Raw genomic sequence first — 14,620 nt, forward strand, 5'->3', positions numbered from 1 at the left:
TTGATTCCCGATTTCCAAGAATAGCAAAGCCGGCGACTTGACGCCACCAGCAACGCGTCCTACCTCTGTATAATCAGCTGCGCCCGCTTTGTTAAGAGCGCATATCGCATAAATTGAAGGAGATAGAAATATGAACTGCGAACACGACCACTTCGAGGATCTGCTCGAATGCGCCCGCGTGGGCTCCCAGGTCAAAGATTTCACCGTCGAGGTCTTTGATCCCGTGGAGGGCGCGTTCGGCGAGGTGACGCTTTCCGATATCCAGAGCCGGGGAAAGTGGACCGTCCTGGTCTTCTACCCGGCGGACTTCACCTTTGTCTGCCCCACCGAGCTTGCGGACCTGGCCGAAAAGCACGAGGCTCTGGAGAAGCTCGGCGCCGAGGTGCTCTCCGTGTCCACGGACACCAAGTTCGTGCACATGGCCTGGAAGACGAGCGAGCGCCTGCTTGAAAAGGTGCGCTTCAAGATGGCCTCGGACCCGGCGGGAGAGCTTTCCCGCTACTTCGACGTCTGGGATCCGGACTCCGGCCTGGCCCTGCGCGGCACCTTCCTCATCGACCCCGACGGATTGCTCGTCTCCTCCGAGGTCAACTTCTACAACGTGGGCCGCAACGCCGACGAGCTGCTGCGCAAGCTCGCGGCCAACGTGCACGTGCGCGAGCACCCCGAGCAGGCCTGCCCTGCCCGCTGGACTCCCGGCCAGAAGACCCTGCTGCCCGGCGAGGAACTCGTGGGCAAGGTCTATGAATCGTTGAACGACTAACTGCGTCCGGGCCGCCACGCCTTACCCCGTGGCGGCCCCCGGCGCAAGTCCCCGGAGCGTCCATGAGCTGGGATCCGATCCGATACGAGAACTGGTTCTCCACCGATCCCGGCGCGGTGGCGCTCGATTGCGAGCGGCGTCTGCTCGACTTCATGGTCGCGGGCTGGCCCAGGCGCGGCACCAAGCTGCTCGAGGTCGGCTGCGGCACGGGCCTGTTCCTCGAATCGCTCTGGCAGAAGGGCTTCGACGTGCGCGGGGTGGACCGCTCCCCGGAAATGGTCGAAGCGGCCCGAAACCGCATGGGCAAGCGTGCGGAAGTCGAGGTGGGCAACGGCGAGTGCCTGCCCTTCCGCGCCGGGGAATTCGATTTCGTGATGCTCTGGACCGTGCTCGAATTCTGCCGCGACCCCGCGGCCCTGCTGCGCGAGGCCTCGCGCGTGGCCGACCAGGGCGTGCTCGTGGGCTTTCTCAACCGCTGGTCCCTCTACTACCTCTCCCACGGCCGCGACAAGAACACCACCCTTGGGCGCGCGCACTGGTTCAGCTGGGGCGAGATGCGGCGCATGATCAGCGTCAACGTGGGCCGCAGCGCGGACCACGCCTTTTCCGTGCTGCCCGGGCCCGTGAAGACCTGGAAGAACAAGCAGCCCTACCGCCTCCTCAACTCGCGCTGCATTCCTCCCTGGTTCGGAGCCTTCACCGCGGCCCGCGTGGACTTCCGCGACCAGACCCCGCTCACCCCCATCGCCTCCTGGGTTCAGGGCACCCGCGCCTGAGCCCCGCCGCCCCACGGCCCGCAAAGGCCAATGCGAACGGCGGCTTCCGCCTCCACGGTCCGGCTTTCCCGGCGGCGGCCCGCTAGCGGTCCCTGCCGGCCTGCTCCGCGTTGCGCGCCCGCTTCTGGTTGAGCAGCTCCACGCCGAGGCTGAAGCACATGGCGAAGTAGATGTAGCCCTTGGGCACGTGCAGGCCCAGCCCTTCCGCCATGAGCGTGAAGCCCACGAGCAGCAGGAAGGCCAGGGCCAGGATCTTGAAGGAGGGCCGTTTCTCCACGAATTCCGCTATGGGTTTGGCCGCGTAGAGCATGACGATCACCGAGAGGATCACGGCGATCATCATGACGGGCAGATGCTCCACGAGGCCCACGGCCGTGATTACGGAATCCAGCGAAAAGATGATGTCCAGGAGCACGATCTGGAACAGGGCCGAGGAAAAGGTCGTGGCCCTGGGCGCGCCGCCGCCGGAAGCGCCTTCCACGGAATGGTGGATTTCATGCGTGGCCTTGACGATCAGGAAGAGCCCGCCCAGGAGCAGGATCAGGTCGCGGCCGGAAACGTCGCGGCCGAGGGCGGAGAAGAGCGGCATGGTCAGGGACATGACCCAGCTGATGGACGCCAGCAGCCCCAGGCGCATGAGCATGGCCAGGAGCAGGCCGATGCGCCGGGCCTTGTGCTGCTGCTCCCAGGGCAGCCGGGAAACCACCAGGGTCAGGAAGACGATGTTGTCGATGCCGAGAACCAGCTCCAGCGCGGTGAGCGTGAGCAGGCCGATCCAGGCGTTGGGGTCGAAAAGCCATTCGAACATGACGCGGCCCTTGTGCGGACGGGGTTCGGAACCATGAAGAAACCGCAGACGGTCCATGCGTCTGCCGTTTCCCAGGTCTTGCCGAGGCTCTTGGCCCGCGGACGCCAGGGGATGTCCCCGGGCTTGTTGGCGTCCGCTCCCCGGCGCGCGCCGGGGCAGGCTACTCCCCTGAGGGTCGTTGCGGGAGAAATAGCCTTACGTTCGCGGCGCGTCAACAGCCTCGGAAGGGAGCCTCGGCTCCGGGTCCGCTGCGCGGGCCTGGGGATCATCCGGCATGGGATTCTTCGGCTGGGGCCAGCCCGTGGCCACGGCCGCCAGGGAAATGCCCGCGAGCAGCATGCAGTACCAGTTGCCCCCGGCCACGGCCACGGGCGAGATGCCCGCGATGGATCCGGCCAGCAGCACCTGGGCCGCATAAGGGGTCAGCCCCTGGAAGACGCAGGAAAAAATGTCCAGCAGGCTGGCGCTTCGGCGCGGGTCCACCCCGGTGTCCGAGGCGATGCCCCTGGCCAGGTTGCCCGTCAGGATGATGGCCACGGTGTTGTTCGCGGTGCAGATGTCGGCGAAGGAGACGAGCGCGGCGATGCCGAATTCTCCGGAGCGGCGCTTGTTGCCCCTGCCCGCCTTGCGGGCCAGGCTGTTGACCCGCTCCAGCAGCCAGGCCAGGCCGCCGTTGAAGCGGATCAGCTCGCCGAGGCCGCCCACGAGCATGGAGAGCACGAGGATCTCGTGCATGGAAGCGAATCCGGAATAGATGTCCCCGGACAGCTTCAGCAGCGAATAGTCGGGCAGCACGGCCAGCCCCACGCCTCCGGCCAGGAGGATGCCGCAGGCGAGCACCGCGAAGACGTTCACCCCGGCCAGCGCGAGCGCGAGAATGACCAGATAGGGCGCCACGCGGATGAACTCCCAGCTCCCGGCATGGGCCACGGAGCCGGAAACGCCGACCGCGCCGAGCAGCAGCAGGGTGGCCAGGGCCGCGGGCGCGACGATCTTGAGGTTCATCTTGAACTTGTCGCTCATGGCGCAGCCCTGGGTGCGCGTCGCCGCGATGGTCGTGTCCGAGATCATGGAAAGGTTGTCCCCGAACATGGCCCCGCCCACGATGGTGCCCATGAGCAGCCCGCCGGAAATGCCGGTCTGCTGGGCGATGCCCGCGGCGATGGGCGCGATGGCCGCCACCGTGCCCATGGAGGTGCCCATGGCCGTGGCCACGAAGGCGGCGATGGCGAACAGGCCGGGCAGGACGAGCCGCACCGGGATGTAGGAGAGTCCGAGATTGACCGTGGCGTCCACCCCGCCGATGGACTCGGCCACGGCGGCGAAACCGCCCGCAAGGAGATAGATCATGCACATGGTCACGATGCTGATCTCTCCCGCGCCCTTGAGAAAGACGTTGATCTTCGTGTTCAGCCCGCCCCGGCCCTGGATCAGGCCGAGCGCAATGCCGGGAAGAATGGCCACGGCGGCCGAGAGCTGGTAGAAGGCCATTTCGACCCCCTGCGCGCTCAGCACGGCTCCCGTGCCCACGAACAGGACCAGGAACAGGAGCAGCGGCGTCAGCGCGGCGCTGCTCGGACTGCCTTCGTGATTCATTGCCGATGCTCTCCCATGGCAGCTGAGAATTGTCGTCCGCAAACGGACCGTGCGCGGCGACGCCACGGCGGAGGTCCGGCGGGATTCGTCCGGATTGCCGCTACTTCGCCAGCAGCGCGGCGTAGAAGAATTCGCCCCATTTCGCGTCGGGATCGGTGGTCCATTCCGTGCGCAGCTCGGCGTCGGGGTGCCCGGCCAGGAACGCGGCGATCTGGCGTTCGTTCTCGTCGGGATTGAGCGTGCAGGTCAAATAGGCGAGCAGTCCGCCCCGCGGGAGGCGCTTCCAGGCGTTTTCCAGCATGGCGGCCTGGAGTTCCACGAGGTCGTCGAAATCGTCCTCGGAACGTTTCCATTTGATGTCCGGCCTGCGCGAAAGAGTGCCCAGGCCGGAACAGGGCGCGTCGAGCAGGATGGTGCGCGGCGGCGTGGAAAAGGGCGGCCTTTCCAGGGCCGAGGCCGCCACGGCTTCCACTTCGGGCTGCTCGGCCTGGAGGGCGCGGATGCGCCCCCGGTGAATGTCCGAGGCCAGGACGCTCTTGCCCAGCTCCAGCAGCAGGCGCGTCTTGCCGCCGCGTCCGGAGCAGGCGTCCCAGACCGGGTCGGGCCAGGAGCCGGGATCCAGGGCGAGCAGGGCCTCGCGCCCGGCAAAGCTCTGCCGGACCAGGGTTTCGTCCGGCAGATCGTCCAGGTGCGTTCCGGCGGCAAAGGCCAGCCCCAGGCCGGAGCTGCCGAGCAGACCGGGCCGGGCCGCGAGGGACGCGGCGATTTCCGCGGCCCTGGGGTGCCTGTGCTGCACGGCGATGCCCAGCGCGGGCGGCAGGGCCTGGGCCTGGAGGTAGCGCAGGCCCGTTTCCGGGCCGTATTCGTCGAGCCAAAGCTCCACGAGCCAGTCCGGGCAGGCGTATTTCCGGGCCAGGGTGTCGGGGTGCTCTTCCGGCGGGGTCTCCGGACCGAAGAAGCCTTCGGGCAGGGGCTGTTCCGCCAGGGCGGCCACCTTGCGCAGCACGGCGTTGGCCAGTCCGGCCAGCCCGTCGTTCGCGGCCTCGCGCACGGCGTCCACGCCCCAATTGACCGAGGCGCGCGCTGGCACGCGGTCCAGGTGGAGCATCTCGTGGCTGGCGGCGCAGAGGATCAGCAGCACGCCCGGCGGCAGGGATTCGGGCCGGTCCAAAAAGCGCGACAAGATGTACTCGACGCGCGTTTTGCTGCGCAGCACGCCGTAGAACAGCTCCGTGGCCAGGGCCGCGTCGCGCGGGTCGAGCGGCCGGGCGGAAAGGGTCGCGTCCAGGGCGGCCTGGGCGTCTGTTTCGCGGACTTGCCGCCGCTCCGGAGCGGCCAGGCCCAGGCAGCGCTCCAGCGCTTCCAGGGCGGCGGCGCGCGCCGGGGGCACGTTCGATCGTTTCGCTGCGGGGTTATGAGAAGCATCGTGACGCTTGGTGGGCTTATTCGGCTTCATTGTCTGCTCCGGCGGCTCCGGCTGTGGCGATGGCCTGGCCCCGCTGGGCCTCGCCCGCGCCGTGGTGATATTCGGGCGCGAGAAAGCGCAGCAGCGCCTTTTCCACGAGGTCCAGGGCCACGAAGGTGTCCAGGCAGGGACCGTTGGGCCGCTCGTTGAGCACGCCGTACACGGGCAGGGGGTAGGTGTCCTGGATGCCGCTGGAAAGGTCGCGCTCGCAGGCCACGGCGATGATCATGCGGGGCCGCTTCTGGACCACGATGCGCCGGGCGATGGTGCCGCCCGTGGCGATGGCCAGATGCACGCCGTATTTGTCGTGCAGCTCCAGCAGGCCCTTGAGCGGGCACTTGCCGCAGCGCTTGCAGTTGTTGATGTCGTAGGTCAGGCGCATGTCGCAGCGGCTGTTTTGCAGGCAGTGCGGCATGAGCAGCAGGATTTCGCGGGGCTTGAAGTTCCCGGCCTCGGTGAGGACCATCTCGTTGTTCACGTTGATGAACGAGGAGCGGATGCGCTCCTTGCCCACGCCCACGAGCCTGCCGAGCAGGACCATGAGCGGCAGGAAGAGCTTGATGGTCACGCCGCGCAGCCGCCGGGTGAAAAGAAAGGTGCGCCCGGTCCAGATGTTCAGGATCAGTCCGAGGGTGGCCCAGGAGATCAGCAGCAGCAACCCGGCCAGCAGCGCCCCCCAGACCCATTTCAGGGAGGGGTGGATGTTGTCCAGGCCCACGTAGGGCACGATCCAGAGCAGCGCGAGCAGCCCGCAGACCAGGGCGCAGGAACCGGAGATGAGCCCGATGAAGAGGCGTTTCCTGGAGGCCGTCATGCCGTGGCCCTCGCTTGCGCGCAGCGCCGTGGAAGTGCGCTGCCGCCGTGCCGCGACCTCGATTTCAAGCAACACGTTTTGCTATGGCTATCTTTCTGAAAAAACATCCTCATTCCATGAATGAGAGCATTATTTGCAAATGCTCATGTACCCGCAGCAAAAGGCGGTCGCGTCCAATTCCTTGCGGCCTTGGGGCTTCACGCCCGGCGTGAGGTAGACCTTGTCCGCGCAGGCCACGGCCAGGAGGCCTTCTTCCTCGCCCAGGATCTCGCCCGGCGCGGCCTCGCCCTCGGCCAGCTCGCGTCCGACCCGGCCCGGCAGCACGTTCAGCCGCAGCGGCTCGCCCCGGCCCGACCAGAACCAGAACGGACCGGGCCAGGGATACATGGCCCGGATGTGGTCGTGCACCGCTTGCGCGGGACGGTTCCAGTCCACCTCGCCCTCTTCCTTGGTCAGCTTGGGCGCATAGGTGGATTTGGCGTCGTCCTGGGGAATCTCGACCAGCGCGCCGCGCCAGAGCCGCTCCAGGGCCTCCACGATCATCTTGCCGCCCTGCTCGGCCAGCTCGTCGTGGATTTCCCCGGCGTGCTGGTCGTGGCCGATGCGCAGGGCGCGCTGGAGCAGGATCGGACCCGTGTCCAGCCCGGCCTCCATGCGCATGATCGTGGTGCCCGTGATGACCTCGCCCGCTTCGATGGCCCGCTGGATGGGCGCGGCCCCGCGATATTTGGGCAGCAGCGAGGCGTGCACGTTCAGGGGCATCAGCCTGGGAACGTCCAGCACGGCTTGCGGCAGGATCAGGCCGTAGGCCGCGACCACAAGCACGTCCGGCCTGAGGGCGCGAAGTTCTTCCACGGCTTCGGGATTCTTGAAATTCTCCGGCTGGAAAATGGGCGCGCCCAGTTCCAGGGCCAGGGTCTTCACGGGGCTCGGCTGGCAGTGGCGTCCGCGCCCGCAGGGCCGGTCCGGCTGCGTATAGACCCCCACCAGCTCGCAGCCCGGCCACGCGGCCAGATGCCGAAGCACCTCGGCCGCGAAGTCGGGCGTACCCATGAACACCGCGCGCAGCGGCTGCAATCCGGCTACTTCTTCCATTTCTTCACTTTCTTGTCGTACATGGCCCGCTTCAGGCGTCCGGCGCGGTCCACGATGGTCTTGCCGTCCAGGTGGTCGATCTCGTGTTGCAGGATGATGGCCAGCAGCTCGTCCGCGTCGATGCAGACGTCCTTGCCCTTGGCGTCGAGGCCCTTCACGCGCACGCGCTCGCTGCGCTTGATCTTGGCCTGGAATCCGGGGCAGCTCAGGCACGCTTCCTGGGAATCCACCTCGCCTTCGCGCTCCACGATTTCCGGGTTCACGATCACGCGCAGATCCTTGCGTTCCTTGGGTCCGGACTGGTCCACGGTGATCAGGCGAATATTGCGGCCCACCTGCGGGGCCGCCAGGCCCACGCCGTCGTCCGCGTACATGGTTTCGACCATGTCTTCGATGAGTTGTTTCAGTTCCGGCGTGATCTCTTCCACCCGTTCGCACGGCGTGGAAAGAACATCGTCGGGATAGGTGAGTATCTCAAGCTTCATGCGTCCTCCAGAAGGCAAGCATAATCACGCTCGGCCCGTTTGGCAAAACTTATTGGGCGCGCTGCCCGGCATGATGCCCCGGCCGCTTGTTCGTGCGAAAAGTGTCCCGCCCGCCCTTCTTCGCCCAGCAAAAGGACCGCGCCGGGAACCGATGCGCAAGCATCGGTTCCCGGCGCAAAATGGGGTTCATAGGGGCCGCGGGCCCCTATGCCGCCGGAGGCGATTCCCCCTATTCTTCCTCTTTCTTCTCCCGCAGCCGGATGCCCAGTTCCCGCAGCTGCTTCGTGGCCACTCCGGACGGAGCCTCGGTCATCATGCAGGTGGCCTTCTGGGTCTTGGGGAAGGCGATGACGTCGCGGATGGACTTGGCCCCGGTCATGATCATGATCAGCCGGTCCAGGCCGAAGGCGATGCCGCCGTGGGGCGGCGCGCCGAACTTGAGCGCGTCCATGAGGAACCCGAACTTGGCGCGGGCCTCTTCCTCGTCGATGCCCAGGGCGGCGAACATCTTCTGCTGCATTTCCGGGGTGTGGATGCGGATGGAGCCGCCGCCGATCTCGTGTCCGTTGAGCACGAGGTCGTAGGCGCGGGCCAGGGCGTCTCCGGGATTGTCGGTCAGCGTTTCCAGCTGTCCGGGCTGGGCCGAGGTGAAGGGATGGTGCCGGGCGACCCAGCGCTTGTCCTCCTCGTCCCATTCCAGCAGCGGGAAGTCCGTGATCCAGAGCGGGGCGAAGGTGCCTTCTTCGATGAGTCCGAAGCGCTCGCCGATCTTGAGGCGCAGGTTGCCCAGGGCGGCGTTGACGATATCGACCTGACCGGCCTGGAAGAAGAGGATGTCGCCGGGCTGCACGCCGGAGATTTCCGCGATGCGGGCCTTTTCATCCTCGGAGAAGAACTTGACGATGGGCGACTGCCATTCGCCGTCCTCCTTGACCTTGATCCAGGCCAGGCCCTTGGAGCCGTAGATTTCCACGAACTTGGTGTAGTCGTCGATTTCCTTGCGGGAGAGCTGGCCCCCGGCGGGCACGCGCAGCAGCTTGACCAGGGAGGCCTGGGCAAAGACCTTGAAGCCGGAGCCCTTGAAGACCTCGCTGACGTCCTGGAGCTTCAGTCCGAAGCGCACGTCCGGCTTGTCCACGCCGTAGTCGCGCATGGCGTCGGCAAAGGTCATGCGCGGGAACGGGTCGGGCAGCTCCTGGTTCAGGGTTTCGCGGAAGAGGGTGCGGACCATGCCTTCGGCCATGTCCTGCACGATTTGCTCATCCACGAAGCTCATCTCGATGTCGATCTGGGTGAATTCGGGCTGGCGGTCGGCGCGCAGATCTTCGTCGCGGAAGCATTTCACGATCTGGAAATAGCGCTCCATGCCCGCGACCATGAGCATCTGCTTGAAGAGCTGGGGCGACTGCGGCAGGGCGAAGAACTGGCCCTGGTTCAGGCGGCTGGGCACCAGGAAGTCGCGCGCGCCTTCGGGCGTGGACTTGGTCAGCACCGGGGTTTCGATCTCCAGGAAGCCGAGGCCGTCGAGGTAGCGGCGCACGCTCTGGGCGGCCTTGTTGCGCAGCACGAAGTTGCGGGCCAGGCTGGGCCTGCGCAGGTCCAGGAAACGGTACTTGAGGCGCAGGTTCTCGCTGACCTCCACGCGGTCCTCGATGGGGAAGGGCGGCGTTTCGGAGGTGTTCAGGAGCTTCCAGTCGTCCACCACGATCTCGACCTCGCCGGTGACGAGGTTCGGGTTGGCCATGCCTTCGGGCCGGGGGCGCACCTTGCCCAGGATGGCGACCACGTATTCCGGGCGGATGGCGTGGGCGCGTTCATGGGCCTCGGTGTTGTGCTCCGGGCTGAAGACGACCTGGGTCAGTCCCTCGCGGTCGCGCAGGTCGATGAAGATCAGCCCGCCGTGGTCGCGCCGGAACTGGACCCAGCCCATGAGGCAGACGGTCTCGTCCAGATTGGCGGCGGTGAGCTGGTTGTTGTGGTGCGTGCGGCGCCAGCCGCCGAGATCGTCGATCCAGCGGTATTTGTCGTAGACGCTGTCGTCCTGGAATTTCTGCTCGCTCATGTGTGGTCCTCTATGCTGGGGCCAAAGTTGCCGACGCTTGGTCGGGGCCGGGGGGCCGTATCCAAAATTCCCATTTCCGCCCGTGGGGCGGACCGTTGATTATCTGCCTTCGGAACAGGACGCCGACCGCGACTCCAGGAGCAGGCGCAGGCACTCTTCGTGCGCAACGGTGACCTGTTCCTTGTCGCCGACCATGTCCTTGATGGTCACGGTATTGTTAACGAATTCCTCTTCGCCCAGGATCAGGCAGTGCTTGGCGCTGATCCTGTTGGCGGCGCGCAGGCGGCTCTTCATGCTGCCCGCGCCGTAGCTGACCTCGCCGCCCAGGCCGGAGGCGCGCAGCTTCTGGGCCAGGAGCAGGGCCGCGTTGGCGGCCTGGGGCGCAGTCACGGCCACGTAGAAGTCGGGCGCGGCCGGGGCTTTATCGCCGAGCAGCAGGGCCAGCCGCTCCATGCCGCAGGCGAAGCCCGTGGCGGGCACGTCCGGGCCGCCCAGGTTCTTGACCAGGCCGTCGTAGCGGCCGCCTCCGGCCACGGCGGTCTGCGCGCCGATGTCCCCGGAGGTGATCTCGAAGGTGGTGCGCTGGTAGTAGTCCAGCCCGCGCACGAGCCGGGGATTGAGCACGTAGGTCAGTCCGGCGGCGTCCAGGACTTCGCGGACCTGGGCGAAATGTTCGGCGCACTCGTCGCAGAGGTGGTCCGTGACGCTGGGCGCGGCCGCGACCAGGGCCTTGCAGCCCGGCACCTTGCAGTCCAGCACGCGCAGGGGGTTGGTGTCCTTGCGGCGGCGGCAGTCTTCGCACAGCTCGTCCGCGGGCAGGGTGTTGAAGAAGTCCGTGAGGGCCTGGCGGTAGAGCGGGCGGCAGGCCGGGCAGCCCAGGGAGTTCAGCTCGATGGAGAGCTTTTCCAGGCCGAGGGCGCGCAGAAAGGTGTCGAGCATGAGGATCAGCTCGGCGTCGGACTGGGCTTCGGGCGCGCCCACGATCTCGGCGTTGATCTGGTGGAACTGGCGCTGGCGGCCCTTCTGGGGACGCTCGTAGCGGAACATGGGGCCGAAGGTGTAATACTTGGCGACCATGCCGGGCTGGTAGCCGCCCTGCTCCACAAAGGCGCGCATGACCCCGGCCGTGGCTTCGGGCCGCAGGGTCAGGGAGCGTCCCTTGCGGTCCGGGAAGGTGAACATCTCCTTGCCGACCACGTCCGTGTCCTCGCCGATGGACTTCTGGAAGAGTTCGGTCTTCTCCAGCAGGGGCGTGCGCAGCTCGCCGAAGCCGAAGCGCTCGAACACCTCGCGGGCCGTGGCTTCCATGAAGGTGAACACCGCCGCCTCGTTGGGGAAGAGATCCGCGAATCCCTTGATCTTCTGAATCTTGTTGCTCATGCTCGAATACGCTCCGGGCCGCAGGGGGCCATGCGAACGGCCACAGGCCGCATCATTGTTTGCTGGAAACGATTTTCGTTAGTCCATCAGGCCCCGGTTGTCAAAGCGGCGGGCACCGGGAAATGTTGCCGTTTCTCCGGCGAAAACGGCTCGTCCATATTGCCGGAGAGGTGCGCGGGCGCGCCGGGACGGTTGCTCGCGCTGCCTGAACGCGGCAATGCCGCTGAAATGGGCCTGTTCCGGCTTTGCCCGCTCCCTCGGCGCTGTTTTCGTATTGGTCAGGCGGATCGGTGGCATGGATCGGGCGCATGGATTGATCGAACGGATTGATCGCGCGGATTGATCGAACGGATCGGTCGCATGGATCGGTCGCATGGATTGATCGAGCGGATTGGTCGCGCGGATTGATCGAACGGATTGGCCGAGCTGATTGGCCGAGCTGATTGGCCAGGCGGATCGGGTTCAGGTCCGTCCTTTCGGGCTTCTTGGGAACGGCCGGTCCCGCCGTGGGTCTTTCCTCTTTTTCTTGACGCCCGGCCCGGCATGTCCAATGCTCGCTTCGCGCCCCTGGCGGCGCGCCCTTTTTTCCGACGCAAGCAAGGAGCCGAGACGTGCAGATAACCGTGACCACACCCGCTTTGCTTTTTCCGGCCATTTCCCTGTTCATGCTGGCCTTCACCAACCGCTTTCTCTCCCTGGGCAGCCGCATCCGCTCCCTGCACGACCATTTTCTGCGCAGCGAGGAGGAATCCGCGCGCAAGCAGATCAGCAACCTGCGCAAGCGCATCTACATGATCCGGCAGATGCAGGGCCTGGGCGTGCTCTCCATGCTCAGCTGCATCCTCTCCATGATCTGCCTCGTGGAGGACTGGACCCTGGCCGGGGAGGTGCTCTTCGGCCTCAGCCTCGCGCTGCTCATGGCCTCGCTCTGGGTTTCGTTCCTGGAAATACGCATTTCCGTGAACGCCCTGGACATTCTTCTGGAAGACATGGAAAAGCGCTGAGCGGAATCCCGATTGCGGAAATCCGGCGGCGCTGCGGTTCGTTTCCCCTTTTTTTCGTTTTCTTTTATCCCCGCGCCACGGCGCTGGCAGCGCCGGGTGCCGGACTCTGAAATCCCGCAGGTCATTGACAGCCCCGATTTGATGTATAGATTGAACCTCAGGATTGATTAAAACCCCTAGGAGGAATCATGCTGAATTTGACGGAAGCGGCCCTTTCCGGGCTGAAGAAATACTTTGAAACCAATGATGTGGCTCCGATACGCGTTTTCGTGGCCCAGAGCTGCTCCGGCGCTTCCCTGGCCCTTGGCCTGGACGAGGTCCGCGACGGCGACAAGAGCTTTGATTTCGACGGCGGCATCAAGGTCGTCATGGAAGAGGAGCTGCTCAACGACGCCCAGCCCGTGAGCATCGACATGGGCCCCATGGGCTTTTCCGTGGACTCCAGCCTGGAATTCCCCCAGGGCGGCGGCTGCGGCTGCTCCAGCTGCGGCACCGGCTCCTGCGGCGACGGCGGCTGCCACTAGTCCGTCTTCCCCCGGAATCATGAAAAGGGCGGCTCCTTGCGGGGCCGCCCTTTTTTTTCACGTGAAACGGATGCGACTGCGCAACTTGCTTTAATCCGAGTATTTTTCCAGGTCGCGGTCGCGGATTTCCTTGCGCTTGATCTTGCCGGAGATGGTCTTGGGCAGCTCGTCCACGTATTCCACGAAGCGGGGATACTTGTACGGGGCCGTGACCTTTTTGACGTGGTCCTGGATGGACTTGGTCAGCTCGTCCGAAGGCTCGTATCCGGGCGCGAGCACCACGGTGGCCTTGACGGACTGGCCGCGCGCCGGGTCGGGCACGCCCGTGACCGCGGCCTCGATGATCGCGTCGTGGGTGATCAGCGCGCTTTCCACCTCGAACGGGCCGATGCGGTAGCCCGAGGCCTTGATCAGGTCGTCCGTGCGGCCCAGGAACCAGAAGTACCCGTCCTCGTCCACCCAGGCCTTGTCGCCCGTGTGGTAGAAGCCGTCGAACATCACGGACCCGGTCTTGCCCGGCTCGTCCATGTAGCCGTGGAACAGGCCGAGCACGCCCTGGGCGTTGTCCTTGTTCTTCAGCCGGATGCAGATTTCGCCTTCCTCGCCCGCCGGGCAGGGTGCGCCGGTTTCGTCCAGGAGCACGATGTCCCAGCCGGGGGTGGGCTTGCCGATGGAGCCGGGCTTGGGCTCCATGAAGGTCATGGTCGCGATCTGGAGGCAGGTTTCGGTCTGGCCGTAGCCTTCGTAGATGGGCTTGCCCGTGGCGGCCTTCCAGGCCTCGAAGACCGAGTCGTTGAGCAGCTCGCCCGCGGTGGTGCAGTGGCGCAGGGCCGAGAGATCCCACTTGGTCAGGTCTTCGCGGATCAGGAAGCGGTAGACCGTGGGCGGCGCGCAAAAGGTGGTGATCTTGTGTTCGCTGATGATGTCCAGCAGCTCGGCGGGCACGAACTTGCCCCGGAAGTCCCAGACGAAGACCGTGGCCCCGGCCAGGAACTGCCCGTAGAACTTGCCCCAGACCGACTTGGCCCAGCCCGTTTCCGAGAGGGTCAGGTGCAGGTCGCCCGGCTCCAGGTCGTGCCAGTAGGCGCCGGTGGTGTAGTGGCCGAGGGGGTAGGAGTGGGGGTGGACCACCATCTTGGGCATGCCCGTGGTGCCGGAGGTGAAGAAGATGACCATGGGATCGTCGCCGCCGGGCGCGTCCGCCGGGCGGGGGTAGTCGGGCGAGCCTTCGGCCATGAGCGCCTCGTACCCGGTCCAGCCGTCCGGAACGGCTTTGCCGTCCACCTGCACGAGCAGGCTGAAGGAAGGGCAGTCGGCCTTGGCCGCCTCCACGCGCTCCGCGATGGTATCTTCGCAGATCACGGCCTTGATGCCCGCGTAGTTCGCGCGCTGGGTGATGTCCTTGGGGGTCAGCAGCGAAGGCGAGGGGATGGGCAGCGCGCCGATCTTGTGCAGGGCGAGCATGGTTTCCCAATATTCGGCGCGGCGGAAGAGGATGAGCATGACCCGGTCGCCCTTGCCGATGCCCCTGGCCTTGAGCGCGGCGGCCAGGCGGTTGGAGCGCTGCCTCAGCCAGGCGTAGTCCAGATCCCGGCGCGTGCCGTGGGTGTCCACGTGCACCAGCGCGGGGCGCGTGGGATCCTCGGCCGCGATCTTGTCCACGAAATCGAAGGCGAAGTTGTAGCCTTCGGGCACCTCGACCTTGAATTGTTCCTGAAATTCCTCGTAACTGGCGGGCCTCAGTTTCTGCATGGTCTTTCTCTCTCCGTGATTCGTCTTGTTGCGCTGGGTCTTCCGGTGCGTGCGACCGGGAGGCCGGGGATTTCGGTATTCCGGGCTTGCGCCGGG

At 66.0% G+C, this 14,620-nt stretch carries 13 protein-coding genes; 4 read left to right on the top strand and 9 right to left on the bottom strand.

Annotation, left to right across the window (positions count from 1 at the left end):
* The first annotated feature begins 130 nt into the window (after positions 1–130).
* Positions 131–763, top strand: a complete 633-nt coding sequence (locus G452_RS0109245) for a peroxiredoxin (protein ID WP_022661975.1) — start codon at positions 131–133, stop codon at positions 761–763.
* Positions 764–825: 62 nt separating this feature from the next.
* Positions 826–1,539, top strand: coding sequence for a class I SAM-dependent methyltransferase (locus G452_RS0109250; protein WP_022661976.1), 714 nt, complete (start codon positions 826–828; stop codon positions 1,537–1,539).
* 82 nt (positions 1,540–1,621) lie between these two features.
* Here G452_RS0109250 and G452_RS0109255 read toward each other — a convergent pair whose 3' ends face one another.
* The 8 genes from G452_RS0109255 to hisS form a co-directional block, all read right to left on the bottom strand.
* Entirely contained in the window at positions 1,622–2,404 is a 783-nt protein-coding gene (locus G452_RS0109255) for a TerC family protein (RefSeq protein WP_022661977.1), read from the bottom strand.
* A gap of 138 nt (positions 2,405–2,542) precedes the next feature.
* On the bottom strand, positions 2,543–3,943 hold the full coding sequence (locus G452_RS18770) for a Na+/H+ antiporter NhaC family protein (protein WP_022661978.1): 1,401 nt from the start codon (positions 3,941–3,943) through the stop codon (positions 2,543–2,545).
* A gap of 100 nt (positions 3,944–4,043) precedes the next feature.
* Positions 4,044–5,399 carry a transcription antitermination factor NusB gene (locus G452_RS0109265; protein WP_081650555.1) on the bottom strand — a complete coding sequence of 452 codons (1,356 nt, stop codon included), beginning with the start codon at positions 5,397–5,399 and terminating at the stop codon, positions 4,044–4,046.
* The gene (locus G452_RS0109270; RefSeq protein ID WP_040368547.1) at positions 5,386–6,222 is read right to left on the bottom strand and encodes a DUF116 domain-containing protein; all 837 of its coding nucleotides are present in this window, start codon (positions 6,220–6,222) and stop codon (positions 5,386–5,388) included. The genes G452_RS0109265 and G452_RS0109270 overlap by 14 nt, the downstream gene beginning before the upstream one ends.
* A 129-nt stretch (positions 6,223–6,351) precedes the next feature.
* On the bottom strand, positions 6,352–7,317 hold the full coding sequence (fmt, locus tag G452_RS0109275; RefSeq protein ID WP_027189141.1) for a methionyl-tRNA formyltransferase: 966 nt from the start codon (positions 7,315–7,317) through the stop codon (positions 6,352–6,354).
* Positions 7,305–7,802 (bottom strand): peptide deformylase, encoded by a 498-nt coding sequence (gene def, locus G452_RS0109280; RefSeq protein WP_022661982.1) that lies wholly within the window; start codon positions 7,800–7,802, stop codon positions 7,305–7,307. The genes fmt and def overlap by 13 nt, the downstream gene beginning before the upstream one ends.
* A gap of 229 nt (positions 7,803–8,031) precedes the next feature.
* Positions 8,032–9,864: an aspartate--tRNA ligase gene (gene aspS / locus G452_RS0109285; RefSeq protein WP_022661983.1), complete on the bottom strand. Its 1,833-nt coding sequence runs from the start codon at positions 9,862–9,864 to the stop codon at positions 8,032–8,034.
* A gap of 99 nt (positions 9,865–9,963) precedes the next feature.
* Positions 9,964–11,244, bottom strand: a complete 1,281-nt coding sequence (gene hisS / locus G452_RS0109290) for a histidine--tRNA ligase (RefSeq protein WP_022661984.1) — start codon at positions 11,242–11,244, stop codon at positions 9,964–9,966.
* A 611-nt stretch (positions 11,245–11,855) separates the two neighbouring features.
* On the opposite strand from hisS, the gene G452_RS0109295 reads away from it, so the two are divergent.
* Together G452_RS0109295 and G452_RS0109300 are read left to right on the top strand one after the other, a co-directional pair.
* A complete protein-coding gene (locus tag G452_RS0109295) occupies positions 11,856–12,248 on the top strand; it encodes a DUF2721 domain-containing protein (RefSeq protein ID WP_022661985.1) in 393 nt (130 codons plus the stop codon).
* 188 nt (positions 12,249–12,436) lie between these two features.
* Positions 12,437–12,772: an IscA/HesB family protein gene (locus tag G452_RS0109300; RefSeq protein WP_022661986.1), complete on the top strand. Its 336-nt coding sequence runs from the start codon at positions 12,437–12,439 to the stop codon at positions 12,770–12,772.
* A 90-nt stretch (positions 12,773–12,862) separates the two neighbouring features.
* Here the strand turns inward: G452_RS0109300 and G452_RS0109305 are convergent, their stop codons facing one another.
* A complete protein-coding gene (locus tag G452_RS0109305) occupies positions 12,863–14,524 on the bottom strand; it encodes an AMP-binding protein (protein ID WP_022661987.1) in 1,662 nt (553 codons plus the stop codon).
* Positions 14,525–14,620 lie beyond the last annotated feature (96 nt).

Source organism: Paucidesulfovibrio longus DSM 6739, assembly GCF_000420485.1.
Classification (GTDB): domain Bacteria; phylum Desulfobacterota; class Desulfovibrionia; order Desulfovibrionales; family Desulfovibrionaceae; genus Paucidesulfovibrio; species Paucidesulfovibrio longus.